Source organism: Halomonas urumqiensis (genome assembly GCF_003028575.1).
In the GTDB taxonomy this organism is placed as follows: Bacteria; Pseudomonadota; Gammaproteobacteria; order Pseudomonadales; family Halomonadaceae; genus Halomonas; species Halomonas urumqiensis.
On the sequence record NZ_PYUD01000001.1, the window covers coordinates 1,428,942 to 1,454,778 of the forward strand.

Here is a 25,837-nt window from a genome sequence, read left to right on the forward strand (position 1 = left end):
GGCGGATGAGTAAGAATGGAAATGGGGGTCTGTCCCCGATTCGCCACCATAACTTCTGCGCCGGCCCCGCTGCACTGCCCACGGCGGTGCTGGAACGCGCGCGAGACGAGCTGCTCGATTACCATGGCCTTGGGCTTTCAGTCATGGAGATGAGCCACCGCGCGGCTGAGTACGTGGCGATCGCCGAGAAGGCCGAGTCTGACTTGCGCGAGTTGCTGGCGATTCCAGCCAACTACAAGGTGCTGTTTACCCAGGGGGGCGCGACCCAGCAGTTCGCGGCGGTGCCTTTCAACCTGCTGGGCGCGGGCGGGCGCGCCAACTTCGTGACCACCGGCATCTGGTCCAACAAGGCCCTGGCCGAAGCTGATCATCTGTTTGGCGATTCCCGAGTGGCGGCCAGCAGCGAGGCCAACGGCCATGTGGCGGTGCCTCGCCCGCGTGACATCGTGCTGTCAGACGATGCCGCCTATCTGCATTACACCGCCAACGAGACCATTGGCGGGCTTGAGTTCGACTATATCCCGGACGCCCGCCGCCCCGATGGCAGCGATGTGCCGCTGGTATGCGACCTGTCCTCGTCGATTCTGTCCGGCCCGCTGGATGTCTCGAAGTTCGGTGTGATCTACGCCGGTGCACAGAAGAATATCGGCCCGGCGGGATTGGTTGTGGTGATTGTGCGCGACGACCTGCTCGACCGCGCCCGTGACGACATGCCGTCACTGTTCAGTTATCAGGCGCTCAGCGATGCGGGCTCGATGATCAATACGCCGGCTACCTACAGCTGGTATCTGGCGGGCCTGGTATTCGAATGGTTGAAGGATGACATCGGTGGGCTTGGCGCCATGGATATCATCAACCAGCGCAAGGCTGACAAGCTCTATGCGGCCATCGATGCCAGCGACTTCTATTCGAATCCGATCGCGCCGCTCAACCGCTCGCGCATGAACGTACCCTTCGTGCTGGCCGATTCACGGCTCGACAAGCGCTTCCTCGCGGAGTCCGAGGCGGCGGGGCTGCTGAACCTCAAGGGGCATCGCAGCGTCGGCGGCATGCGCGCAAGCCTCTATAATGCGGTGCCCGAAGCGGCGGTGAATGCGCTGGTCGATTTCATGGCGGATTTCGAGCAACGCAACGGTTGAGGGCTACGGGCCACGAGCTACGGGCTAAGCGGCGCAGGGGACAGGGTGTAGCGGACATCTTTTTCAGGGATGAAAAAGTTAGCGCCCAGGGAGGGGTCCACAGCGTGTCCGCTTAAGCCCTGTCGCCGACTAGCCGCGGGATGCGAGTTGCGGCCAAAGGCTTGGATTTATGACCATTTCAGGGGACAAGCATGAGTGACACCCCCAATGCACCTGTCGATCTGGATGCGCTGCGTCGGCGCATCGATGAACTCGACGGTGAGATACTTAAGCTCATCAACGAGCGGGCCGACTGCGCCCAGCGCGTTGCCCATGTCAAGCTTGCTGAAGACGCCGATGCGGTGTTCTATCGGCCAGAGCGTGAGGCCCAGGTGTTGCGCCGCATCATGGCGCTCAACCAGGGTCCGCTGGACAGCGAGGAAGTCGCCCGCCTGTTCCGTGAAATCATGTCGGCGTGCCTGGCGCTGGAGCAGCCTGTCAAGGTTGCCTACCTTGGGCCGGAGGGTACCTTTACCCAGCAGGCCGCGCTCAAGCACTTCGGTGAGAGTGCGGTGAGCCTACCCATGGCGGCGATCGACGAGGTGTTCCGTGAGGTCGAGGCGGGTGCCGTCAACTATGGCGTGGTGCCGGTCGAGAACTCCACCGAGGGCGTGGTCAACCACACCCTGGATTCGTTCATCGATTCATCGCTCGGCATCTGCGGCGAAGTGGTGCTACGCATTCATCATCACCTGTTGGTGGGGGAAACCACGCGTCGCGACAAGGTCTCGCGCATCTACTCCCACCCGCAATCGTTCGCGCAGTGCCGCAAGTGGCTCGATGCCCATTTCCCGCATGCCGAACGTGTGCCAGTGTCGTCCAACGCCGAGGCCGCGCGGCTGGTCAAGACCGAGTGGCATAGCGCCGCCATCGCCGGCGACATGGCCGCCAAGCTTTATGACCTGACGCGGCTGGCGGAGAAGATCGAGGATCGTCCGGACAATTCCACGCGCTTTTTGATCATCGGCCATCAGGACGTGCCGATGTGCGGAGAAGACAAGACCTCGATCATCGTGGCCATGCGCAACCAGCCGGGTGCGCTGCATGATCTTCTCGAGCCCTTCCACCGCCATCAGGTCGACATGACCCGCCTGGAAACACGACCCTCGCGTAGTGGTGTGTGGAATTACGTGTTCTTCATCGACTTCAAGGGACATCGTGACGAGCCCCGTGTGGCTGCACTGCTCGACGAAGTGCGGCTACGTGCCTCCGAACTCAAGGTGCTGGGCTCCTACCCCCAGGGGGTGCTCTAGGCATGTTGCGCCGAGCAACACACCCAGTGGCGGAGTCACGCATTCTGATCGTCGGGCTCGGCTTGATTGGTGGTTCGCTAGCGGCGGGGCTTCGGGCGGCAGGATATGTGGGCCCAATCGCGGGCTGCGACCCGGATCCCGACGAGATCGCCCTGGGTATCGAGATGGGCGTGATCGATGAAGGCGATACGCGACTCGAGGCGGTGATCGATTCGGCTTCGATGATTGTCCTGGCGGTGCCGGTGCTGGCGATGGAGTCGGTGATGGGGGAACTCTCGCCGCTGTTGCCACGTGCCACTGCTGATGTGGTGATCACCGATGTCGGCAGCACCAAGGCGGCCATTCGCGATGTCGCCCGAAAGGTGTTCGGCCGAGTGCCTGCCAACCTGGTGCTTGGCCATCCCATCGCTGGCTCCGAAAAAAGTGGCGTGGCGGCCGCCAATCCCGAGCTCTACGCGCGGCACAAGGTCATCATTACTCCCGAGCCGGACACCGATCCTGTGGCGATGGCCCGCGTGCGGGCGATCTGGCAGGCGTGCGACGCCGACGTTCTGGAGATGGATGTGGCGCGCCATGACGAAGTGCTTGCGCGCACCAGTCACCTGCCGCACCTGCTGGCCTTTTCGCTTGTCGATACCCTGGCCCGACAGGACGAGCGCCTGGAGATCTTTCGCTATGCGGCGGGTGGCTTTCGTGACTTCACCCGGATTGCCGGCAGCGACCCGGTGATGTGGCGCGATATCTTCGTTGCCAATCGTGACGCGGTGCTGGCCTCGCTCGATGACTTCGAGAACGGCGTCGCCCGGCTCCGCCAGGCGGTGGAGAGTGGCGACGCCGATGCCATGCTGGCGATCTTCTCGCGTGCCAGTCACGCGCGGCACTATTTTGAATCCCTGCTCAACCAGACCAGTTATCAGGCGGAATACCACATGCAACAACACGGCAAGCTGCGCTACCGGGTCACCCCCGGTGGTGGTGTGAACGGCCGCATTCGCGTGCCGGGTGACAAGTCGATCTCCCACCGTTCGATCATGCTCGGCGCGCTTGCCGAAGGCGTGACCGAGGTGAAGGGCTTTCTCGAAGGCGAGGATAGCCTGGCGACCCTGCAGGCGTTTCGCGAGATGGGTGTTGCCATCGAGGGGCCGCACCAGGGGCGGGTCACCATCCACGGTGTCGGCATGCACGGACTGAAAGCGCCGTCCGGCCCGCTTTACGTCGGCAATGCCGGTACCGCCATGCGCCTGTTCTCGGGGCTTCTTGCAGGGCAGGCCTTCGATACCGAACTCACCGGCGATACCTCGCTGACCAAGCGGCCCATGGGGCGGGTCGCCGACCCGTTGCGTACCATGGGCGCCGAGATCGAGACCGCCGAGGGCGGCAGGCCGCCGCTCAGGATCAAGGGTGACCGCGCGCTGACCGGCATCACCTATGACATGCCGATGGCCAGTGCCCAGGTGAAATCCTGCCTGTTGCTGGCTGGTTTGTACGCCAAGGGCGAAACCCGCGTGCGTGAGCCGGCGCCAACCCGCGACCACACCGAGCGCATGCTGACGGGCTTTGGCTATGACGTTCAGCGCGACGGCGATACCTGCTGGCTGACGGGTGGTGGCAAGCTGACCGCCGCCCCCATCGATGTACCCTCGGATATCTCGTCCGCCACGTTTTTCCTCGTCGCAGCGGCCATTACGCCGGGTTCCGACCTGGTGCTGGAGCATGTCGGCATCAATCCCACCCGTGTCGGTGTGATCAACATTCTCAAGCTGATGGGGGCCGACCTCACACTCTCCAACGAACACGAGGTGGGGGGGGAGCCGGTTGCCGATCTGCATATTCGCTATACGCCGCTCAAGGGCATCGACATTCCGGTGGATCAGGTGCCGCTGGCCATCGACGAGTTTCCGGCGCTGTTCGTTGCCGCCGCCAATGCTGAGGGAACAACGCGGCTTCGTGGTGCGGAGGAGCTTCGCGTCAAGGAGTCCGACCGCCTGCAGGCCATGGCCGATGGTCTCGGTGAGCTCGGTGTCGAGAACACCCTGTTCGAAGATGGCATCGACATCGTCGGGCGTCGCCCGGGCGAGGCCGCTGAGGGCCCGAGCTACGGTGGCGGACATATCGATAGCCTCGGTGATCACCGCATTGCCATGGCGTTTGCCATCGCCGCACTCAGGGCCAGTGGCGAGATCGTCATCGACGACTGCGCCAATGTCGCCACGTCTTTCCCCGGCTTTATCGACCTAGCCCGCAAGGTCGGGTTGTCGCTTGCCGAGGAGGCGGAAGACGGCGACGGGGAGGGCGCATGAGCGAGGTCGCGACGGCCCCGGTGATGACCATCGATGGCCCCGGTGGTGCGGGCAAGGGCACCATCAGCCGCCTGATCGCCGAACGTCTGGGCTGGCATCTGCTCGATAGCGGGGCGCTCTATCGCCTGACGGCCTTGGCCGCCGGCAAGCATGACGTGGCGCTTGATGATGAAGCGGCCCTGGCGGAAGTGGCGGCGAATCTCGACGTGGTGTTCCTCGCCGAGGGTGGCGCCACCACGGTGCTGCTCGAGGGCAGCGATGCGACGACGGCGATTCGCACTGAGCAAGTCGGCGATGCGGCGTCTCGGGTGGCCGCCTTGCCGGCGGTTCGTCAGGCGCTGTTACAGCGTCAGCGCGACTTCCAGAACCCCCCGGGGCTGGTGGCCGATGGTCGTGACATGGGTACGGTAGTGTTCATTGATGCGCCGCTGAAGATATTCCTCACCGCCAGTGCCCAGGAGCGTGCCCATCGACGCCATCTGCAGTTGCGGGAAGCCGGGGTGGATGCTAGTCTATCGAGTCTTTTAAAGGAGATTCAGGCGCGCGATGCACGCGATATGCAGCGCAGCGTGGCCCCGCTCAAGCCGGCAGACGATGCCATCACGCTTGACACCACGCGCCTGACGATACCGGAAGTGGTGAATCGTCTGACGGAATTGCTGGCCGAGCGTGGTCTGACTTCCGTCATTTGAAACTCCCTTGCGGCGCCCTCGGCAGTATGTCATGACGTGGTTTGGCACCTTATGGAAGTAAGGTTTAGGAATAAGGTTTAGGAAATTGCCGTGAGCCGAACCAGGTCGAACCAGCGCCAACATCTCCGGGGGTTTGGTAAATAAGGCCCGCACTCGCTGGTGGTGCGGAGGAAGCGGCGACAGCTGCACTTGACTATGATCACGTAGGAACACCATGAGCGAAAGCTTTGCTGAACTGTTTGAACAATCCCTCCAGGACATCAACATGGAGCCCGGCGCCATCGTCGTGGCCCAGGTTGTCGACATCGAAGGTGACTGGGTCACCGTCAATGCCGGGTTGAAGTCCGAAGGTCAGATCCCCTCGGCACAGTTCCGTGACGATAACGGTGAACTGACCATCGCCATCGGCGACGAAGTGCATGTTGCCCTGGAAGCCGTCGAAGACGGTTTCGGCGAGACCCGTCTCTCCCGCGAGAAGGCCAAGCGTGCCGAGGCGTGGAAGATTCTGGAAGCAGCATTCGAGAAGGATGAGATCGTCAAGGGTGTGATCAACGGTAAGGTCAAGGGCGGCTTCACCGTCGATGTCGACTCCATCCGTGCCTTCCTGCCCGGTTCCCTGGTCGATGTGCGCCCGGTTCGTGATACCGCGCACCTCGAGAACAAGGAACTCGACTTTAAGGTCATCAAGCTCGATCCCAAGCGCAACAACGTGGTGGTGTCCCGCCGCGCCGTGCTCGAGGCCGAGAACAGTGCCGAGCGCGAAGCGCTGCTGGCGACCCTGCAGGAAGGCCAGCAGATCATCGGTATCGTCAAGAACCTCACCGACTACGGCGCCTTCGTCGACCTCGGTGGCGTAGACGGCCTGCTGCACATCACCGACATGGCCTGGAAGCGTATCAAGCACCCGAGCGAGATCGTCGCCGTGGGTGACGAGATCAACGTCAAGGTCCTCAAGTTCGACCGTGAGCGTAACCGTGTTTCACTCGGTCTGAAGCAGCTGGGCGAGGATCCGTGGGTCAATATCAAGGATCGTTACCCGGAAGGCACCAAAGTGCATGCCACCGTCACCAATCTCACCGATTACGGCTGCTTCGCCGAGTTGGAAGAGGGTGTCGAGGGTCTGGTTCACGTCTCCGAAATGGACTGGACCAACAAGAACATCCATCCGTCCAAGGTCGTTCAGGTCGGTGACGACGTGGACGTCATGGTGCTGGATATCGACGAAGAGCGTCGTCGTATCTCCCTGGGTATCAAGCAGTGCACCGCCAACCCGTGGGAAACCTTCAGCGGCCAGTACAACAAGGGCGACCGTGTTGCCGGTACCATCAAGTCGATCACCGACTTCGGTATCTTCATCGGCCTGGAAGGCGGAATCGATGGTCTGGTCCATCTTTCCGACATCTCCTGGACCGAGACTGGCGAAGAGGCCGTGCGTTCCTTCAAGAAGGGCGACGAGGCGGAAGCCGTCATCCTGTCCATCGATCCGGAGCGTGAGCGTATCTCGCTGGGTATCAAGCAGCTTGATACTGACCCCGTCGCCGAGTTCCTGGCCGTCAACGACAAGGGCGCCATCGTGACTGGTCGTGTGGTCGAAGTCGATGCCAAGCAGGCTCAGGTAGAGCTGGCAACCGACGTGGTGGCCGTGCTCAAGGCCTCCGAGATCAGTGCTGACCGTATCGAAGACGCGCGCAACGTGCTCAACGAAGGTGACAGCGTCGAGGCCCGTATCATCGGTGTCGACCGCAAGAATCGTCAGATCAACCTCTCCGTCAAGGCCAAGGATCAGGATGACACCCGTCAGAACCTGAAGAAGCTGCGCGAAGAGAGCTCCGAAGTGGGTGGGCCTACCACCATCGGTGACCTGATCAAGCAGCAGATGGGCCAGGACTGATCGGATTTACCGCTTAGCGGCATCTTGATCGTTCGAAAGCCGCCACCCCTCAGGGGTGGCGGCTTTTTCATGGTCACAGGATTTATCCACTTTGTGCGGCGCGTAGACTGTTCAAATACCAGGCCGAGAGCTTTTTTTGGGTTCTTCAAAGATGTTGAGGGTGCATTTCGCAATTTTGGTACACAGAGGGATTGGGCGATTGCTGAGGCTTTAGTAGACTTGATAATACTGAATGAGTTGCGAGTTTGGCAGACTTTGGCCACAATGTTGCCATCAACAGGAAGTCACACCATAATACCTGTCGAATTAGTTCTCTTAGCGTCAACAACTGCCATCCAAAAGGAAACGTCAATGTCCCTTCTTAGCGAATACATGCAGATGGAGCAGCAGCTCAAGCAGCTCCAGGCCAATCTCGATAAACTGCAGAACGACAAGCGACTTCAAGCCGAACTCGAATTCAAGGGTAAGCTCGAAGGCTTGATGCAGGAATATGGCAAGAGTGCAGCCGAGGTCATTGCGCTGCTCGACCCGAAGCCGGCTTCTGCCGGTGCCGCACCTAAGGCTACAGCGGCCGCAGGTGGACGGCGTAAGCGTAAGCTGAAGATCTATAAGAACCCGAATACCGGCGAGGTAGTCGAGACTCGTGGTGGCAACCAGAAGACCCTGAAAGCCTGGAAGGACGAGCATGGCAATGACACCGTCGAGTCCTGGCTGGTTCGCGTAGAAGAGTAATCCAGGCGGCTTCGATGCATGCCCCGACAAGCCCTGTGCAACAGTGAGGGCTTGTCCATGGATGATGAAGGCGGCACCCTCGGGTGCCGCCTTGACGTGAAAGGCTTCAGCATCTTGCGTGTTGATGACTTGCCAGTTGCAATCAAACCCATATCCAGAGCATGCAGACTCGGCTAGCGTCGGTGGCTCAGGTGCGGTCGTGCAGGCTACCCATGTTGTGCCAGCAATGGAAACTGCAGTTCCAGCCCTGTGGCCTGCTGCAATATTCTCAATGGTTCACCGTTGTAGAATTCCGACTTGGCCGGCAACGCTTCACCAAACACCTTGCCAATGGTGGGGCTGAGTTCGGCAAGACTCTCGATTTTCACGCAGGCACAGCGCTGCGAGGGGAGATCGACCAGGCGCAATGCGGGCGGCAATGCCAGGGCTCGCGGATCCATTCCGCTGATCATGACGCCGACATCGGTGCGAGGCATCTCTCGGCTGAACACTGTCTCGCTCAACAGCACCATGGGTATTGAGCCATTCAGGCGATTGGCGAGAAGTTGACCCTCGGTGAGTTGTTTCCAGTCTTCGGGGGGAGGAAGGTTGTTGATTTCTTCATAGCGTCTGGCTACCAGTACCGTTGCCATGGGGATATGTCGAATCTCGAGTTGCAGTTTCTTTTCGATGCAGGCAGCGCTGCGCCGGATCTCGAGCTGATGGTTCTGGCGATAGGCGCGCGGGGTGAGCATAAAGTTGCGTTGAAAGGCGCGACTGAACGATGAGTGATTACGATAGCCACACTGTGCGGCGATTTCCTTTATGCCAAGAGGAGTATGAACCAGTAGCCTGGTGGCCTTCTCCAGCCGCAGTCGGTCTCGATAAGCACTTGGTGATATACCGAAGCACTGGCGGAATCGTCGACGAGTCTGGGAAGCCGAGTAACCTAGGTGCTGGGCAAGATCCTCGATAGTACTCTGGCCCTGTAGGGTATCCTGCAGCCAGATTTCCGCCCGCATCATCTCGTTGAACATGGTCAGGCTCCTCCCGTGCGTAATGTTGTTGAAGCTTTAGGCAATTGTCTTCCTTGTCACCTAGGTTGTGCCCGGAACCTTTTACTTGTGCGTGTCCGGATGGATGTTTCGATCTGGCGATTGGTTGCTGACTCAGCCTCTGAGGAAAGGCCGGCGGATGGTCCGGGTGGCGTAACGGGGTGCAGATTGCTTCCGCTGGCAACATGTTCTGGCCAGGCTCGATGCGGAAATGCTTCGCCGTCGAGGTTGATGGCGGTATAATTGAATGCTCTTTAGTGGGCGCAAGTGCGTCACCCCATCTCCATTATGTATGCTGGGATGGCTGCGCACAGTAAACAACTGGAAACGAATGAAACAGCAAACCAATCGAAAGCCGATGGATGAGCGCGAAAAACTTCGCAAGTTCCGAGAGCTTGATGACGCCTTTGCCGATGCCTTGCGTGAGCTCGATGACCCCAATAGTCAACTGGATATCCCGACCGGACCGCCGGTGAGATCTCTGGAAGAGCAGGAACGCAACCGAGAAGCCGCCGCCCAGCAGGCCTTTGAATCGCGTCTGCATACACTGATGCAGGAGTATGGGCAGCCTGCCGAGAACGTTTGCCAACTCTTGCAGACACTCAAGTCATTGGCCCGTATTGCCTGAGGGCTTCGCCGCGGATACTTGTCGTGTTGCGTTTTATACCGTTATCTTGATTATCTCTCCCTGTGATCGCTCGTGATGCGTCATGCCGCGCCGGTATCGATTTCCAATGCGCTGATCAGCGTCAGCGCTTGATCCCGGTGGTCACCGCAAAGCGTGGCATCAAATTCGAAACGTGCGCACACTTCCGGGCGGCTTGGATCGCCAAATAGCTTGCACAAGTTGTGCTCATCGAGTTGCACGCACCGAGCTCCTGCCGGCTTGCCATGGGGCATGCCGGGAATCGGCGAACTGATCGAAGGGGCGATGCAACAGGCGCCGCATCCCGGGCGGCACCCAGCGTGGATATCGTCGCTCATCTCACTTCCGCAATGGCCCCCTTGTCGATATCTTCGAAGGTTTGGCGCGGCCCGCGTACCTCCATGCTCCACGCCCCGCGATCTCGTGGGTCTGCAACGAGAGCCGCCACTGTGGATGAGCCGGGGTGCGGTCCGGCGGCAGGTATTCTACTGGACCCGAATGGTTGGTGCGAATGATGCTGGTGAGTCGTGAGTCGTGAGTCGTGAGTCGTGAGCGTTGCGGGGTGTTCGGCGGGCGGCGCTGGTGCTGTTATACTGTCGCTCCTTTCCTCCTGCGCCCCGCGCGCCATCGTCCTGACAACGGTGAATCTCCATGAAAGCCCCGGAACTGCTGTCGCCCGCCGGCACATTCAAGAACATGCGTTACGCCTTCGCCTATGGCGCGGATGCGGTCTATGCAGGCCAACCGCGTTATTCGTTGCGTGTGCGCAATAATGATTTCAAGATCGACAATCTTCATCGTGGCATTGCCTACGCACACGAGCGCGGCAAGCAATTCTACGTGGCCTCGAATATCGCGCCGCACAACAGCAAGCTCAAGACCTATCTGCGCGACATGGAGCCGGTCATCGAGGCTGGCCCGGATGCCTTGATCATGTCCGATCCGGGGCTGATCATGATGATTCGTGAGCGCTGGCCTGAGCAGGTCATCCACCTCTCGGTGCAGTCCAATGTGGTCAATTACGCCGCGGCGCGGTTCTGGCAGCAGCAGGGCATCAGCCGCATCATCCTGTCGCGTGAGTTGTCGCTTGCCGAGATCGGCGAGATCCGCGCCGAGTGTCCCGACCTCGAGATCGAGACTTTCGTGCATGGCGCGCTTTGCATCGCCTATTCCGGGCGCTGCCTGCTTTCCGGTTACTTCAACCACCGCGACCCCAACCAGGGCACCTGCACCAACGCCTGCCGCTGGAAATACAACACCGTGGCCGCCGCCCATGACGAAACCGGTGACCTGGTGCCGGCCAATTCGGCGCGTGCGCATGCCGCCAGTGGGGTGTGGACGCCGGACCAGGGTGCCCAGCAAGCGGGCTTGATCGCCTCCGGTGGCGGCAGTGCCGAGATCAGTGAGCCCAGCACCGCTACCGCCGGTGGTGTGGAAGGCCAGGATGAACTCTCCGCATTGATCGAGGATCGCACGCGCCCCGGCGAAATGATGCCGGTGTTCGAGGACGAGCATGGTACCTACATCATGAACTCCAAGGACCTGCGTGCCGTTCAGCATGTGCCGACGCTTGCCGAGATGGGCGTCTCTTCGTTGAAGATCGAGGGGCGCACCAAGTCGCACTATTATGTCGCGCGCACCGCGCAGGTCTATCGCCGAGCGATCGACGATGCCGTGGCCGGGCGGCCTTTCGACATGCGCCTGATGGACGAGCTCGACAATCTCGCCAACCGCGGTTACACCGAAGGCTTCTATCGCCGCCACGTGCATGATGAATACCAGAATTACCAGCAGGGTAACTCCGTGGGTGTTCACCAGCAGTTCGTCGGCGAGGTGATCGGCTACCACCCGGATCGTGGCGTACTCGAGGTAGACGTCAAGAATCGCTTCGAGGTCGGTGATGGCATGGAGCTGATGCTGCCGGGTGGTAATCGCCGGTTCACCCTCGAGCATATCGAGAACAAGCGAGGCGAGTCGGTGGGGGCCGCACCTGGCTCAGGCCATGTGGTGAGAATCCCTGTACCAGGCGATGCCATTGCGCCAGAGCGCATCGAGTTTGCCTTGTTGATGCGTGACCTCAAAGGCTGAGACGCTCGATGGCATATGTACTGGTCATGGGCGGTTTGGCCCTATCCGTATTCTTCACATTTGGTTGGATGCTGCTACGCACAAGCCAGTGGCTGTGGCAGCGTCGCCCAGGTAGTTCGAAGAAAGCGGATGGAACTCGCAAGCCGGCGGCCAAGGTCCAGCCCAGGCCGCGAACGCCACCGCAGCGCAAGGCGGCGGCGCGCTCCCGGGATTCCACCAAGGCGGCCGGCAAGCCCGCGGCTGCTACAGTGAAGGCCAGCGGCGAGCCCTGGGGGCTTACACGCTGGCTATCCAGGCGTCGGTCGGCGCTACCGCTGTCGTTTCTGGCAACATTGCTGTATGGCCTGGCCAGGCTCGCGGAATTCGGCATCACCCAGCGATCCCATGACGCGCCAGCCCCGTACCACGCGCTGGTGGCGGTTCTCGGCTGGATTGCCGCTGTACTGCTGGCGGTAGCCCTGGTCAATCTGTTGGCGAGGTGGCGTTGTCGACCACGCTAGCGTCTTGCCCAACAGGATGGCCCGTGCGCTGTGCCACGCGTTTCGTCAGCGGCTAGCTCGTTCAAGGATAGTTCGTTTATGGGATAGCTCGTTCACGGAAAGCCAATCACTACAGGACGTCACATGGCAACGATAGAACATAGCGCCATCCTCAACGCTCCGCCCGAGCGTGTGTTCGCGCTGCTCGAGCGGGTCGAGGATTTCGTCGACTATTCGGATCTTATCCACGCCATTGAGCCGCTTGGCGAGGATCGCTATCGCTGGCACGTGCATGCCGTGGGTCGCGACTGGAGTTTCGACGTTGAGATCACCGAGTCGCGCGCCCCGGAGGTGCTGGCATGGGAATCGCTGAATGGGGTAGAGAACCGGGGCTGCTACCGGTTGACCCCAGTGGCCGAAGGCACTCGAGTGGCGCTTACGCTAACCTATGCATTGGGCAACAAGTTCGTCGAAAAGGCCGTGAACAAGGCCGCCAGTCCATTGGTGGGAAAGGTCAGTCGGCAGATCCTCGAACGCGTGGAAGCGCGTCTTTGACGGTACTCGGTGAAGGAGCACGCGCTATCAGGCAGGTCGAATGGATCGGAAAATTCTATTAGCGGCCTATCTGTCCAGGCGTATGACTGGGCTCTATCATGGGGAGGTGGGTGCCACCGGCACCTGTCGAGGATTTCACCATGATCATGGGCCTGTTGTTGTGCCTTGCGGTGCTCGCCGTGCAGCTTGTCGTCCTGCATTACATTGATCTGCGCGTGGCTACCATGGTTCCTCTCGAGGAGCCGGCCAGCGTGCTTTCCCAGGATGAGCTGGCCGATGACAGGCTCGGTGTCTGAGCGAGGCACGCGCCTGCACTGGAACCTTGCGGAGCTGATGACGCCGGCCGTCAGGCGTCGTCGCTGTCATGGGACGTGGCGACGCCACCACGGCCGCTGCGCTTGACGCGGTACATGCTGTGATCTGCGGCATCGATCATATCGCGCGGCGTGGCGAAGTTACCCTCGCGCAGGCTGGCGATGCCAATCGAGACCGAGACATATAGCGGCTTGCCATCGGCATGGGCCATCGGTTGCCCGCCAAGGCGTTCGGTCAAGCGTGCGGCCATGATGGTGGCCCCGGTGGTGTGCTCATCGGGCAGGATCACTAGAAATTCCTCTCCACCATAGCGACCGGCCAGGTCACCCTCGCGAATCGATTCCTGCAGGGTGGTCGCGAAGTTTTCCAGTACCTGATCACCGAGCTGGTGACCATGGGTGTCGTTGAGTCGCTTGAAATGATCGAGGTCGATGAACACCAACGACAGGTCACGCGCCTGGTCCTGGCAGAGAGTGAAGCGCTCCTGAAGCTGTTCTTCGAGCCACGCGCGGTTGGCAAGCCCGGTGAGCGCGTCGATGCGGCTGCGTCGCTCGAGTTCCGATTGACGCTGGCGTAGCGATTCGAGCTCCGCCTGATGAGCGTCGAGGCGTGCCGCCAGCATCAGGGTCTGACGGAAGAGGTGTTGTTGCGCCTCGGCCAGCAGCGTCTGGTTGTCGAACTGCGGTGGCGATGTGATCTCCAGCAGCTCGGCCATGCTTGGCAGTTGCTGTTTAACCTCGTCGAGAACACCGGCCAGCGGCAAGGTATCGGGTTGCTCGAGGCGCTCCAGGCGCTTGAGCAGATGGACGAAGGCGCGAGTGGGGTTGTCTGACAACCACGCATCGGCCACCGGCCCCGACAGGCGCAGGCACAGCATGTCGATGCGCGCCACCTCGAACTCGCCGTGGCTATCGGCGATGCCCCGCGCCAGGTGCATCGGCATGCCCCAACTGGCGGCAAGCCACGCCCCGATGCTGGCATGGTCACACCCGTATGCCTGGTATTCGTGACGCGCAAGCCGGTCATGCTCGCCGCACAGCTCGTCCAGCGGGTCATCGGCATGTTGGCACAAGTCGTGATACAGCTGCTGATCCAGCGACTGCACGGCTAGTACGCCGATATCCTGGAGCAGCGCCACGGTGAACAGCACGCCGGCCTTGTCGGGGCAGAGGTGCTGGGCGAGATGACGTGCGGTGAGGGCGGCGACGATGGCGCGTTGCCACAAGCGATCGAGGCACTGGTCGGAAACCGCGCTGCTGACGCGGGCCAGGCCGAAGCTCATCACCGCGGCGAGGGTGGCATCCAGGCCAATTCGCGACACGGCTTCCTGGCAGGTGTGCACCTCGGAGCGGTGGCGGCTGTAGAACACGCTGTTGGCCAATGACAACAGCCGCAGGGTGAGTGCCGGGTCTTCCTCGATGGCGCGAGCGTAGTCGAACAGGCTCGCCTCGCTGAATCGGGCGACCATCAACACGCGCGCCACCGCGGCAGGCAGTGAGGGTAGCGTCTGGCAGTCAGCAAGCTGTTTGCGCAGACCCTCGGGAAGGGGGGGGAGGTCGGCGGATGAGCGTGTGTCGCGTTGGGAGATCATGTCTGGCCGAATCCCTGCTGGATGTGCCGGTCAGGTGCGGCGACACGAAGGCACCTTGACCAGCGAGAGGTTCATATTCTGTTACTTTTTTTAACCGGATGGCGATCAAGGGTCAAGGCAAATTAGCCAGTTGATTGGTGTCAGATCATGATTTACGCAACGATGTGTTGAGATGATCGACCACTTCTGCCCAGTCGGCATCCTCTTCGAGGGCTTCGCGGAGGAATTCCGCCTGGCCCTCGTTCCAGCAGTCGGCGTCCGGAAGGGCTATCTCATCGGATAGCGGGGCATGGCGGTCGATGAAGCGCTTGATGGAAGCCGGGTCAGAGGCAAGTCCCAATTGTTCGAAGAGTTCGGTGAATGGGTGGTCGGGGTGTTCCATGATGGCTCTCCTGGCGAATGGCACGAATCAACGTCGAGACTCATCACAATAGCGCCTAGTCACAGCGTTTGCCGAGGCCGCGTCAACGCTTGCGGGCCTGTTCCGCCAACGGCCTTCAGCGTTCTCCCGAAAGCGACGTCAGGAAGCGTTGACGCTGCTCCTGCTCACTCAGTGGCTGGGCCAGCAGGTGGATGAGCTTGGTCAGCGCGGCTTCCGGCGTCATGTCATCGCCCGACAACACGCCAGCATCCACCAGGCCCTGGCCAGCGGCATAGTGGCCAAGGGTGATGCCCCCATGGGGGCACTGGCTGATGGCAGCCAGGAGCTTGCCCTCGCCACTGGCGCGCGCCAAGGTTTCCAGCAATGCCGGATCATCCGGCGAGTTACCACCGCCCCATACCTCGAGCAACGCGCCACGCAGATGCGGGTCGGAGAGCCACGCGGCGACTTGGCGCGCCGAGATGCCCGGCCACAGGGCGATGCGGGCAACCCCGCCATCGGCGAGCGAGGTGTAATCCGGTAGTTCGAAGCGTGGCGCGCCGCGCTGTTGGTGTGCCAGCCCACGGGTCGGGTAGAGCACGGCATCTTCGTCTACCCGCTCACCAAGCAAGGGATAATTGGGACTTTCAAAGGCGCTGTTCTTGCGAGTGTGCCACTTGCGAGCGCGCACGCCGCGCAGCAGCCTTCCGCCAAAGGCAATCGCGACTTCCTTGAGTGACGGGTTGGCGGCGAAGCGCAAGGCCAGTTCGACATTCGCAAGCGCGTCGCTGCCTTCGGCTTCCAGCGGTTGCATGGCGCCGGTCAGCACCACGGGGCGGTCCACCCCCTGCAGCTGGTAGGCCAGGCTTGCGGCGCTCCAGGCGAGGGTGTCGGTGCCGTGCAGCACCACCACACCGGCGTGATCAGGCAAGCGATCGGCGATTTCCCGTCCCAGACGCTGCCAGTCCAGCGGTGTGGCGGCACTGGAATCGATGGGTGTGGTAACGCTGATCAGCCGGTAGGGCGGCAGGCTGGCTTGCCGGCTTGGGGGCAGCGTTGTCAGAGCGCGCTCGAGGCGTACGCCGATGTCGCCGCCGGGACTCAGGCCACGGGTTGTCTGCAACATGCCAAGCGTGCCGCCCGTGTAGAGCACCAGCAGTGGGCGGTCTGTGGAATTCAAGGGAGGCATGGGCACTCCTGGCGAGCTTGTCAGCGTGTGACCAGTTGTCCGGCGTCATCGATCTCCAGGCGCAGATTGCGCCCGGCGAGGCAGGCGAACAACGCTGCCGTTAGCGTAATCAGCAGCAGCGCCACTGTCACCATGCCAAGGCCCACTTCGAACTGCAGCATTACGCCAATGCCGAGTGGTCCCATCGCCGCAATGGTATAGCCGCCGCCCTGGGCGAGGCCCGACAGCTTTCCGGCGAGTCTGGAATTACCGGTGCGCAGTACGATCAGCGTCAATGCCAGGCTGAACCCGCCGCCCTGACCAAGGCCCAGCAGCACGATGCCAAGCCAGCGCAGGGCTAGTGGCCCCTGCAGCAGCAACCAGAAACCCGAGGCGATCAGGCCGAGCACGATAAGCAAGGCGGGCCGCTGATCACGACCGAGCCGGGCAAGCCAGGGTGCGGAAAGCGCGGATATCAGCTGAACCATCACCGATGCGCCCATCATCCAGCCGGCCTGGGCCTCGCTGTAGCCGCGTTCGATCAACAGTGTCGGCAACCAGCCGAAGACGATGTAGGCAAGCGACGACTGAGAACCCATGAACAGCATGACCTGCCAGGCCAGTGGCTGGCTGAGCAGGTCACGCATCGAGCCAGCGGCGCCCGGAAGCTGGGCTGGCGTCTGGCGGCTTGGCATGAGGATGATCCACATCGCCAGGGCAAGCGCCGCCAGCGCCGACCAGCTGGCGAGACTTGCCTGCCAGCTGCCCAGCCAATTGGCCAGTGGAATGCTCAGGCCGGCACCCAGAGCGCCACCCAGGCACAGCGCCATGGTGTAGACGCCGGTCATCAAGTCCGCTGATCGTGGTAGTTCACGCTTGACCAGCGCCGGCAGCAGGGTGCCGGCCACACCGATCGCGGCACCGACCATCAGGGTGCCAAGAAAAAGCGCCTGGGTGGCGGCAAGACTGCGCACGAGCAAGCCGCCGCCCAGCAACAGCAGGGCGGCGGACAGAGTGCGCTCTGGCCCTATCCGGCGGGAAAGCCAGGGCGCCAGGGGCGCGAACAGGCCAAGACATAGCACCGGCAGGGTGGTCAGCGCGCCAATGGACAACGCCGACAGGCCAGTCTCCTGCTGAATGCGGGTGAGCAACGGTGCCAAGGAAGAGAGTGCCGGGCGCAGGTTCAACCCCACCAGCACCATCAGTGCAATGAACACCAGCATGGTGCGACGCTCGGACGCCGTTGTCCTGGACGACATTACCTCAGCACTCCCTTGCTCATGACTCACCACCCACCAATCAACACGCGTCCTAACCCTGCGGCGCGACGGCGACGGAGACAGGGCTAGGCGAGGGCGCTGTGAATACCTCCCTGTACGCTACTTTTGCCATCCCTGGCAAAAGACCCTCGCTTCACCCTGTCCCCTGCGCCGCTCACGCTTCACGACTCACGACTCACGACTCACGCCTGGCGGCTGCCCTGGCTGCGCCGGCTGCGGCGACGCGGTGCACGCGTATCATCGGCGCCGCGCTGTGAGTTGCCGCCACTGGTGTTGCGGCCCTGGCCGCCACCACCGCCATTGCGGCCACGACCACCGCCACGGCGGCCGTTCTCGATGGGTTCCGGCTTGGCGTTGGGGTCGGGCTCGAAGCCCGGCTCGATGCGTTTTTCGAGATCGCGCTTGATCAACCGCTCGATGCCCTTGAGCAGGCCATGTTCATCGACGCAGACCAGAGACACGGCCTGGCCTTCGCTGCCGGCACGCCCGGTGCGCCCGATACGGTGGACATAATCTTCCGCGACGTTGGGCAGTTCGAAGTTGACCACATGGGGCAGTTCGTTGATGTCGAGGCCACGCGCCGCGATATCGGTCGCCACCAGTACCTGCAGGTCACCGGTCTTGAATGCCGAAAGAGCGCGAGTACGCGCCGATTGGCTCTTGTTGCCATGGATCGCCATGGACGGAATGTCCTGCTTGGACAGTTGCTCCGCCAGGCGGTTGGCGCCGTGTTTGGTGCGAGTGAAGACCAGTACCTGATGCCAGCCGTGGCGGCTGATCAGGTGTGCCAGCAAGTCGCGTTTCTTCTCGCGATCAACACGGTAGATGGCCTGGTCGACGGTCTCGGCGGTGGTGTTGCGACGCGCCACTTCGATCATGGCCGGGTTGTCGAGCAGCTTGTTGGCAAGTGCCTGGATCTCGTTGGAGAAGGTCGCCGAGAACAGCAGGTTCTGCCGCTTTTCGGGCAACACGCGCAGGATCTTCTTGATGTCATGGATGAAACCCATGTCGAGCATGCGGTCGGCTTCGTCCAGCACCAGAATCTCGACCTTCGAGAGATCGACATGCTTCTGCTGGTGCAGGTCGAGTAGCCGCCCGGGGGTGGCCACCAGAACGTCAAGACCCGAGCGCAGCGCATCCACCTGGGGCTGCTGGCCAACGCCGCCGAAGATCACGTGGGACTTCAGAGTCAGGTGCTTGCCGTAATCGGACACGCTTTCGCCGACCTGGGCGGCAAGCTCGCGGGTGGGAGTGAGCACCAGGGCGCGTACCTGGCGCTTGCCCGGACGTTGACCCTTGGCCAGTCGTTGCAGCATCGGCAATGTGAAGCCGGCGGTCTTGCCGGTACCGGTCTGGGCGCTGGCCAGCAGATCACCACCGTTGAGAACGGCGGGAATGGCCTGGCGCTGGATCGGGGTCGGGATGGTATAGCCTTGTGCCTCGACGGCACGGAGCAGTTCGGCACGCAGGCCGAGTTCGGAAAAGGTCATGCGGTCTCCGCAGAGTCGCCACGGCCGCGCCATACGGTGCGATGGCCAGTCCCGGGCCGTGGCGTGAAAATTCGGGTATCAGGGCGCGGCAGGAGGGACTCGCTGAAGTGCCGCGGAGGGTATTATGCCAGATTGATCGCCGCAGCGCAGCAGATTGCTGCAATGCCATCTTCCGCGACAGTCGATGGTGTTTCATGTTCCACCGCGCGCGGAAGGATCCGCACGTCATCGTAGGCGCTGGATGGTGTCGGCGAGTTGGTCGGCGACGCGATCCCAGCCCGTGCCCAGGGCCCGCACGAGTGCCGGGTAGCCGTCGGCTTCAAGCTCGACAGCGACCTCGAAGCGCTCCAGGTCCAGCAGTACGCCATCGGCATCACGCAACTGCCATTGTCCGCCGACAATCGCCAGACCGTCATGGCGACCCTGGAAGCGGTCCACCTCGAGCCGCAGGCTCATGCCGGGGTCGCGGCTACCGCCTTCATCGAGCATGACACGTGTGTCGGGCAGGCGGGTGGTGAGTCGGGCACGAAGCCCGCGTTCAAGTTGCCGCCCCAGTGCCTCGGCCCATTGGTGACCACGTGCCTCGACCAGGGTGATGTCGTCTAGTTGCATCACTATCCCATCGACATCCAGGTAGTTGGCAAGCCTTGGTTGGCGCATCAGCAGAAGATGATCGGCGTCGGCGCCGGCGCCGGCTTGGGTCTGCTCGAGTGGCAAGGTATAGCGCTGCGGTGCCGGGCTCGAGCTTGCGCAGCCAGCCAGCATTAGGGCCACCAGGGCCGTGATGATCCATCGGGTCATGGTGTTGGCTCCTCTTCCATGGGGGCGGCGGCAGCTCGGCTGCCTGATCCAGGTTTCGCCTGGCAAGCCCAGGTCAATCACGTTGCGGTGCCCGCGGCATCGGGTCGTCGTTGGTCTCGATACTTTCGAACAGCAGGGCGCGCGGATTATCACTCAAGGTGCGCGCCGCCGGCTGCAGGTCGCGCATGAGCCGATCGAGCCGGTCCACAGCGCCAGTCAGTTCCCGGTAAGCGGAAGACTCAGGCGACAGCCCCTGAAGCGTCTGACGCAGCTCCTCCAGGGTGGCATTCAGGTTCGTCGGTACCTGGCGCATGTTGGGGTCATCCACGAGACCTTGCAGCGAGGCCGAGAGTTCACGTACTTCGCCAAGCATTGCCTCGGATGCCGCCAGGTTACGGTCGAGCCCCGCCAGCAGAGGCTCGATCTCCAGCTCATTGAGCTTGCGCAGCAGGTCGGTGATCTGTCCTTCAATCAGCGCGAAGCCTCCCGAGGTGGTGGGGAATACCTGGCGATCGGCGAAGCTTTCTTCCTGGTACTCATCCGCCAGTTCACGCTGGAAATTGAGATCGACGAACAGCGCGCCGGTCAGCAGGTTACCGTTCTTCAGCGACGCCCGCAGGCCCACGCCGAACAGTCGATCGAAGCGCTCACGCCACTCTTCGAGATCGAGTTCCATGTTCTCGATGCCCAGCCGCTGAGGCTCGATCCGGATCAGTACCGGAATGGCGAACCCATTGCGCCCGGCTGGCTGGTCGGCGGTGAAGTTCCAGGGTACCGCGGCAACGGTACCAAGCCTGACACCGCGAAACTCCACCGGCGCGCCACGCGCAAGCCCACGTACCGAGTCATCCACCAGCAGCACGTACTCCAGATAGCGATTGAAGGTGCCCTGGCGGGCGCTGTCTTCGTCAGGGTAGAGGGTGAACGTGCTGTCGGCTTCCACCTTGGTGCCATGCGGCAGGTCCTCCGGCACGCCGAAGGTCACGCCACCGCCTAGCAGCGTCTCCATGGATTCCACGTTGACCCGGAAGCCTTCGGAGTCGAGCCGCAGGTCAATGCCGCTGGCCGACCAGAAACGAGTGGCGTCGGTGACCAGGATGTCGTAGGGCGATTCGATGAACACACGATGACGCATGCGGCGTGTATCGGCGTCGAAGGTGGCGTCCTCGACCCGTCCCACCGTGAAGCCCTGGTAGGTGACCGGGTCGCCGATGCTCAGCGAATTGCCGAGCTGACTGATCAAGTTGATACGCACGCCTTCGGCGCCCGCCAGGGCCACTGGAGGCTGGTCGCTGACCTGGAATTCGCGTGAGTCCTGTTCGCTGGAACCTGGTTCAAGCTGCAGGTAGGCACCTGACAGCACTGTGCCCAGTCCGCTGATGCCTTCACGGCCGATGCGTGGCTTGACCACCCAGAAACGGCTGTCCTCGACCAGCATGTCATCGGTATCAGGACTCATCCGCGCGGTGATCACGGCGGTCGAGAGATCGTCGGAGAGGTTGACGCGCTCGACCCGGCCAACCTCGACATTGCGGGTCTTGATCAGCGTGCTGCCAGCTTCTATACCCTCGGCATTGGTCATGATCAGGGTGATCTGCGGCCCGCGGCTGCTGTAGTTGTCATAGACCAGCCACACCCCGATCAGGATCGCCACGATAGGCACGATCCAGATCGGCGAGATACGGGTCTGCGGCGACGCCTTGGCTCGATTCAGATCGCGTTCAGACGCATCGTCGCGGGGCGTTTCAGCGCTCATCCGGGAGTTCCTTCTGGGGGGCGGTCATTGGTCGGTCGAGAACGGCGTGGTAGTGGTTCGTCCCAGATCAGTCGCGGGTCGAAGGTCATGGCAGCCAGCATGGTGATCACCACGACCGCTCCAAACGCCAGGGCGGCCGGCCCTGGTGTGATCGACATCAGCGAGCCAGCACGAATCAGCGCCACCAGAATGGCCACCACGAAGACATCAATCATCGACCAGCGGCCAATGAACTCGGTCATCCGGTAGAGACGGGTACGCGTCGCGCCGTTGAGTTCGTTGCTGCGCTTGACCACCAGGCACAGCCAGGCCAGGGCAACGAGCTTGCCGACCGGGACGATGACGCTTGCCACGAAGATCACCGTCGCCACTGGCCAGGAGCCCATCTGGATCAGTTCGACCACCCCGCCGATGATGGTCGATGGCGTGCTCTGGCCAAGGCTGGTGGTCACCATGATCGGATACACATTGGCCGGTATGTACATCACCGAGGCTGCTGCCAGCAAGGCCCATGTACGCTGGACACTGTGCGTCCTGCGCGCTCGCAGGCGTTCGCCGCAGCGTCGACATCGCCCTTTGTCGTTGGCGCCGAGGCGATTGACCAGCCCACAGGTCGTGCAGCCTGAGAGACCTTGCGGCGCGGCGATTTCACCAGTACGTGCCCTGGCGGGGGCTCGCGGTTCTCCAGCCAGCGAAAACCACATCCAGTCGGCATCGATGGATTGGGTGGTCAGCAACAGCAGCAAGGCGAAGGCGCAGAAGGCCCAGAAGGATGCGCCAAGCTCGATCTGCGCAAGCCCCGCCACCTTGATCAGGCTGACCAGCGCGCCAATGATGAACACGTCGGTCATCATCCACGGATGCAACTGCGCAAGCGAACGCGCAATGGTGCGGCTGGCCGGTAGCGGGGCGTCGCGCAACAGGCCGAGTTGCAGCCAGATCACGCCTAGCAGGTAGACCGCCGGCAACACGATGATGGTCAGCAGCACGGCCACGGCGACCAGGGGCTGGTGAAAGCCGATCAGTGTGGTGGCGGTCTGCGACAACTCGATGCGGTTGCCGACTCCGCCGACGCTGAAGCTGACGAATGGAAACGCCAGTGCCATGCCAAGCGCTACCAACGAGGCAAGTGCCAGCGACATGCTGCGCTGCGCTGGGCGGAAGTGGCGCTTGACCAGGGTGTGCCCGCAGCGCGGACAATCGGCCTTCTCTCCGGGACGCAAGGGTGGCAGCGCTACCAGAAGATCGCACTCCTGGCAGGCCCTCAGCCGTCGTTGTGGCCGGGACTCGGGGGGCATGCGGTCGACCAGGGGGCTACCGGCAGGCAGCGTGGGCAATCGCTCGAGAATGCGTAGGGAAGGTCTTTGCAATGTGGGGTCACCACTTACAGGATCGGAGCCTGCTGGTTCAGGTCTTCCAGGTTCGGGGCCTTCACGAGATATTCACTTCACGTCTCTTTACTTAACGACTTCATTACTTCACTTGGCGAGGGTGACGGCCTTACACTCCAGCGCGGCGGCCTGCTTGTCAGGCCCGTTGGCGAAAGTGTGACACGTTGGCGCCGCCCATACCATAGTCAAACATGCACTCCTGAATGTTCCTGAGGACGTTACATGATACTTCCTGCGGTTGCGGTTCTGGCGGGGCTGATCCTGCTGGTGTGGAGCGCCGAGCGCTTCGTCGATGGTGCCGCGGCGACGTCATCCCACCTGGGCTTGTCGCCGCTGCTGATCGGCATGCTGGTGATCGGCTTCGGCACGTCCGCGCCTGAGCTCGTGGTATCGGCGCTGGCCGCCGGACAAGGCAACCCGGGATTGGCATTGGGCAATGCCTACGGCTCGAATATCGCCAATATCGGCCTGATTCTGGGCCTGGTGGCGATCATCTCGCCGCTTGCCGTGCACTCTTCGGTGGTGCGCCGTGAGCTGCCGGTGCTCGGTGCTGTCACACTGCTCTCGGCAGCCTTGATGTGGGGGGGAGTGATCGGCCGCCTCGAGGGCGTGTTGCTGCTGGTGCTGCTGGCGACGTTCATCGCCGTGAGCATCTATCGAGCGCGAAACGATGGTGGCGATGCGCTGGGGACCGATACCGCGGAGAGTCTTGCGTCTCACCCGATACCGCTTGCCAGAGGTATTGTGTGGACGGTGGTGGGGCTATTGCTGCTGGTGGTGAGCTCGCGGATCCTGGTGTGGGGAGCGGTGGAGATCGCGCTCGGGTTTGGCGTCAGCGACCTGATCATCGGATTGACAGTGGTGGCGGTGGGCACGTCGCTGCCGGAGCTCGCTTCCTCGATCAGTGCGTTGCGTCGCAATGAACACGACCTGGTGGTTGGCAACGTGGTGGGCTCGAACCTCTTCAACACCCTCGGCGTGGTTGGGCTTGCCGCGGTGATCACCCCGGTCGAGGTAGGCACTGAGGTATTGCTGCGTGACTGGAGCCTGATGACGGCGATGACGGTCATGATGGCGGTCTTCGCACTGGGCTGGAAGGGCCGTCCGGGTCGTATCAATCGTCTTGAGGGGGCAGCGCTGCTGGCGATGTTCGCTGCCTATACCAGTTGGATGATCTACCTGGTCGTCAGTGGTGGTGGGACCTGACGCCATCCTGCGACATTGCGACACAGTCTTTCGGGGCAACTTTTCTCCCTCTGACAGGTTTATATCGATAAGCTGAAGTGGCGAGGACAGGCCCAGTCGGATTCTTCACTTGGTGAACCTTGGTCCGCTGGGCATCGCGTTGCCTGGCTCCCTGCTAGGCTGATGCTGCGCGACGCACTCGATCTCATCGCTGTCACGAGGCAAGCACGTCATGGAACTCGATCCCCTGTTGCTGTCACGAATGCAGTTCGCGTTCGTGGTCTCTTTCCACGCCATCTTTCCGGTATTCACGATTGGTCTGGCGTCCTATATCGCCTTGCTCAACGGTCTGTTCTACAAGACCGAGAACCCCGCCTGGGAGCGTCTGGCCAACTTCTGGACCCGGGTGTTCGCCGTGGTGTTCGGCATGGGAGTGGTCTCTGGCATCGTGATGTCCTTCCAGTTCGGCACCAACTGGAGCAACTTTTCGCTTGCCGCCTCGAATTTTCTTGGGCCGGTGCTCAGCTATGAGGTGGTCACGGCGTTCTTCCTCGAGGCGGCCTTCCTCGGCGTGCTGCTGTTCGGGCGCGGCAAGGTGCCCCAGGGCGTCCACCTGTTCGCCGCGATCATGGTGGCGTTCGGCACCTTCCTGTCGTCGTTCTGGATTCTTGCCGCCAACAGCTGGATGCAGACGCCAGCGGGGGTCGAGCTGATCGACAACCGCTTCCATGTGACGTCGTGGATGGATGCGATCTTCAATCCCTCTTTCCCCTGGCGCTTCTGGCACATGGTCATGGCCTCGTTCCTCACCGGTGGTTTCGTGGTAGCCGGGGTGAGCGCCTGGTACCTGCTGATCGGTCGCGATGTCGATGCCAACCGCCGGGCACTCTCGATGTGCCTGTGGTTGCTGCTGGTGCTGGCGCCGTCGCAGGCAGTGATCGGCGATTTCCATGGGATCAACACCCTCGAGCATCAGCCCACCAAGGTGGCGGCCATGGAAGGCAACTGGGATACCCAGTCGAATGTCCCGCTGTTGCTGTTTGCCTGGCCGGATCAACAGGCCCAGGAGAACCGCTTCGAGATCGGCATTCCCAGCCTTGCCAGCATCATTCTCACCCATGAGGCAGCAGGTGAGGTGCCGGGTGTCAAAGAGGTACCGATTGCTGAACAGCCGCCGGTGTGGCTGGTGTTCTGGGCCTTTCGCGTGATGGTGGGGCTCGGGCTTGTGATGATCGCCGTGTCCCTGGTCGGACTGTGGCTACGTCGTGGCGGCCGGCTTTACCACCAACGTGGCTTTTTGCAGGTATTGCGGGTGATGACCATCACGCCGTTCATCGCGGTGCTGGCTGGCTGGGTGGTGACCGAGACAGGCCGTGCGCCTTGGCTGGTCTACGGGATGATGACCCATGCCGAGGGCGTCACTCCGTCGCTGACTGGGGGGATGGCACTGTTCACGCTGGTGGGGTACGTGCTGGTCTATGCCGTGGTGTTCTGGTCGGGGATCTACTACCTGACACGTGTGGTTCGCCAGGGCATGCTGCCCGAGGAAGACCGTGACACCGTCGAGCGTGCGGTGCATAGGCCCATGCGGCCGATGTCGGCCGCACACGCAACCTTCGAGCAGGATTCCGCCCCGACCTGGAGGAGTTGA

General features: G+C 62.0%; 23 protein-coding genes. 13 read left to right on the forward strand and 10 right to left on the reverse strand.

What is annotated here, in order from left to right; all coding sequences use genetic code 11:
* Nucleotides 1-5: 5 nt before the first annotated feature.
* From serC to C6V82_RS06210, 6 genes are all read left to right on the forward strand, one after another.
* Nucleotides 6-1,139: a 3-phosphoserine/phosphohydroxythreonine transaminase gene (serC, locus tag C6V82_RS06185; protein WP_102586630.1), complete on the forward strand. Its 1,134-nt coding sequence runs from the start codon at nt 6-8 to the stop codon at nt 1,137-1,139.
* 191 nt (nt 1,140-1,330) lie between these two features.
* On the forward strand, nt 1,331-2,431 hold the full coding sequence (gene pheA / locus C6V82_RS06190) for a prephenate dehydratase (RefSeq protein ID WP_102586629.1): 1,101 nt from the start codon (nt 1,331-1,333) through the stop codon (nt 2,429-2,431).
* A gap of 2 nt (nt 2,432-2,433) precedes the next feature.
* Entirely contained in the window at nt 2,434-4,731 is a 2,298-nt protein-coding gene (locus C6V82_RS06195) for a bifunctional prephenate dehydrogenase/3-phosphoshikimate 1-carboxyvinyltransferase (RefSeq protein WP_102586628.1), read from the forward strand.
* Nucleotides 4,728-5,423 (forward strand): (d)CMP kinase, encoded by a 696-nt coding sequence (gene cmk, locus C6V82_RS06200; protein WP_102586627.1) that lies wholly within the window; start codon nt 4,728-4,730, stop codon nt 5,421-5,423. Before C6V82_RS06195 ends, cmk begins: the two co-directional genes overlap by 4 nt.
* A gap of 214 nt (nt 5,424-5,637) precedes the next feature.
* Nucleotides 5,638-7,314: a 30S ribosomal protein S1 gene (gene rpsA, locus C6V82_RS06205; protein ID WP_102586626.1), complete on the forward strand. Its 1,677-nt coding sequence runs from the start codon at nt 5,638-5,640 to the stop codon at nt 7,312-7,314.
* Nucleotides 7,315-7,665: 351 nt separating this feature from the next.
* A complete protein-coding gene (locus tag C6V82_RS06210) occupies nt 7,666-8,046 on the forward strand; it encodes a histone-like nucleoid-structuring protein, MvaT/MvaU family (RefSeq protein ID WP_102586625.1) in 381 nt (126 codons plus the stop codon).
* A 206-nt stretch (nt 8,047-8,252) separates the two neighbouring features.
* Here C6V82_RS06210 and C6V82_RS06215 read toward each other — a convergent pair whose 3' ends face one another.
* Nucleotides 8,253-9,062, reverse strand: a complete 810-nt coding sequence (locus C6V82_RS06215; protein ID WP_102586624.1) for a helix-turn-helix transcriptional regulator — start codon at nt 9,060-9,062, stop codon at nt 8,253-8,255.
* A 349-nt stretch (nt 9,063-9,411) separates the two neighbouring features.
* On the opposite strand from C6V82_RS06215, the gene C6V82_RS06220 reads away from it, so the two are divergent.
* A complete protein-coding gene (locus C6V82_RS06220; RefSeq protein ID WP_102586623.1) occupies nt 9,412-9,708 on the forward strand; it encodes a hypothetical protein in 297 nt (98 codons plus the stop codon).
* Nucleotides 9,709-9,788: 80 nt separating this feature from the next.
* Here the strand turns inward: C6V82_RS06220 and C6V82_RS06225 are convergent, their stop codons facing one another.
* Nucleotides 9,789-10,064 carry a YkgJ family cysteine cluster protein gene (locus tag C6V82_RS06225; RefSeq protein WP_102586622.1) on the reverse strand — a complete coding sequence of 92 codons (276 nt, stop codon included), beginning with the start codon at nt 10,062-10,064 and terminating at the stop codon, nt 9,789-9,791.
* A 313-nt stretch (nt 10,065-10,377) separates the two neighbouring features.
* On the opposite strand from C6V82_RS06225, the gene trhP reads away from it, so the two are divergent.
* From trhP to C6V82_RS18005, 4 genes are all read left to right on the forward strand, one after another.
* Nucleotides 10,378-11,814, forward strand: coding sequence for a prephenate-dependent tRNA uridine(34) hydroxylase TrhP (gene trhP / locus C6V82_RS06230; protein ID WP_102586621.1), 1,437 nt, complete (start codon nt 10,378-10,380; stop codon nt 11,812-11,814).
* 8 nt (nt 11,815-11,822) lie between these two features.
* On the forward strand, nt 11,823-12,314 hold the full coding sequence (locus tag C6V82_RS06235; RefSeq protein ID WP_102586620.1) for a hypothetical protein: 492 nt from the start codon (nt 11,823-11,825) through the stop codon (nt 12,312-12,314).
* A 123-nt stretch (nt 12,315-12,437) separates the two neighbouring features.
* Entirely contained in the window at nt 12,438-12,848 is a 411-nt protein-coding gene (locus C6V82_RS06240; RefSeq protein ID WP_102586619.1) for an SRPBCC family protein, read from the forward strand.
* A 110-nt stretch (nt 12,849-12,958) separates the two neighbouring features.
* A complete protein-coding gene (locus C6V82_RS18005; protein ID WP_146009654.1) occupies nt 12,959-13,144 on the forward strand; it encodes a hypothetical protein in 186 nt (61 codons plus the stop codon).
* Nucleotides 13,145-13,194: 50 nt separating this feature from the next.
* Here the strand turns inward: C6V82_RS18005 and C6V82_RS06245 are convergent, their stop codons facing one another.
* The 8 genes from C6V82_RS06245 to C6V82_RS06280 all read right to left on the reverse strand — a co-directional run bounded on the left by C6V82_RS06245 (nt 13,195) and on the right by C6V82_RS06280 (nt 22,908).
* Nucleotides 13,195-14,754, reverse strand: a complete 1,560-nt coding sequence (locus C6V82_RS06245) for a sensor domain-containing diguanylate cyclase (protein ID WP_102586618.1) — start codon at nt 14,752-14,754, stop codon at nt 13,195-13,197.
* A 145-nt stretch (nt 14,755-14,899) separates the two neighbouring features.
* Nucleotides 14,900-15,136 (reverse strand): DUF2789 domain-containing protein, encoded by a 237-nt coding sequence (locus tag C6V82_RS06250; RefSeq protein WP_102586617.1) that lies wholly within the window; start codon nt 15,134-15,136, stop codon nt 14,900-14,902.
* 115 nt (nt 15,137-15,251) lie between these two features.
* Nucleotides 15,252-16,304: an asparaginase gene (locus C6V82_RS06255; RefSeq protein ID WP_102586616.1), complete on the reverse strand. Its 1,053-nt coding sequence runs from the start codon at nt 16,302-16,304 to the stop codon at nt 15,252-15,254.
* Between the two features lie 20 nt (nt 16,305-16,324).
* Nucleotides 16,325-17,542: an MFS transporter gene (locus C6V82_RS06260; protein ID WP_229843010.1), complete on the reverse strand. Its 1,218-nt coding sequence runs from the start codon at nt 17,540-17,542 to the stop codon at nt 16,325-16,327.
* Between the two features lie 203 nt (nt 17,543-17,745).
* Nucleotides 17,746-19,053 carry a DEAD/DEAH box helicase gene (locus C6V82_RS06265; protein ID WP_102586615.1) on the reverse strand — a complete coding sequence of 436 codons (1,308 nt, stop codon included), beginning with the start codon at nt 19,051-19,053 and terminating at the stop codon, nt 17,746-17,748.
* Nucleotides 19,054-19,278: 225 nt separating this feature from the next.
* The gene (locus C6V82_RS06270) at nt 19,279-19,854 is read right to left on the reverse strand and encodes a PqiC family protein (RefSeq protein WP_102586614.1); all 576 of its coding nucleotides are present in this window, start codon (nt 19,852-19,854) and stop codon (nt 19,279-19,281) included.
* A gap of 73 nt (nt 19,855-19,927) precedes the next feature.
* Nucleotides 19,928-21,610 carry an intermembrane transport protein PqiB gene (gene pqiB / locus C6V82_RS06275; RefSeq protein ID WP_102586613.1) on the reverse strand — a complete coding sequence of 561 codons (1,683 nt, stop codon included), beginning with the start codon at nt 21,608-21,610 and terminating at the stop codon, nt 19,928-19,930.
* Nucleotides 21,607-22,908 carry a paraquat-inducible protein A gene (locus C6V82_RS06280; protein WP_102586612.1) on the reverse strand — a complete coding sequence of 434 codons (1,302 nt, stop codon included), beginning with the start codon at nt 22,906-22,908 and terminating at the stop codon, nt 21,607-21,609. The genes pqiB and C6V82_RS06280 overlap by 4 nt, the downstream gene beginning before the upstream one ends.
* A gap of 315 nt (nt 22,909-23,223) precedes the next feature.
* Between C6V82_RS06280 and C6V82_RS06285 the strand changes: the two genes are divergently transcribed.
* Both C6V82_RS06285 and C6V82_RS06290 read left to right on the forward strand, forming a co-directional pair.
* Nucleotides 23,224-24,207, forward strand: coding sequence for a calcium/sodium antiporter (locus C6V82_RS06285; RefSeq protein WP_102586611.1), 984 nt, complete (start codon nt 23,224-23,226; stop codon nt 24,205-24,207).
* A gap of 211 nt (nt 24,208-24,418) precedes the next feature.
* Complete coding sequence (locus C6V82_RS06290) at nt 24,419-25,837, forward strand: cytochrome ubiquinol oxidase subunit I (protein ID WP_102586610.1); 1,419 nt, start codon at nt 24,419-24,421, stop codon at nt 25,835-25,837.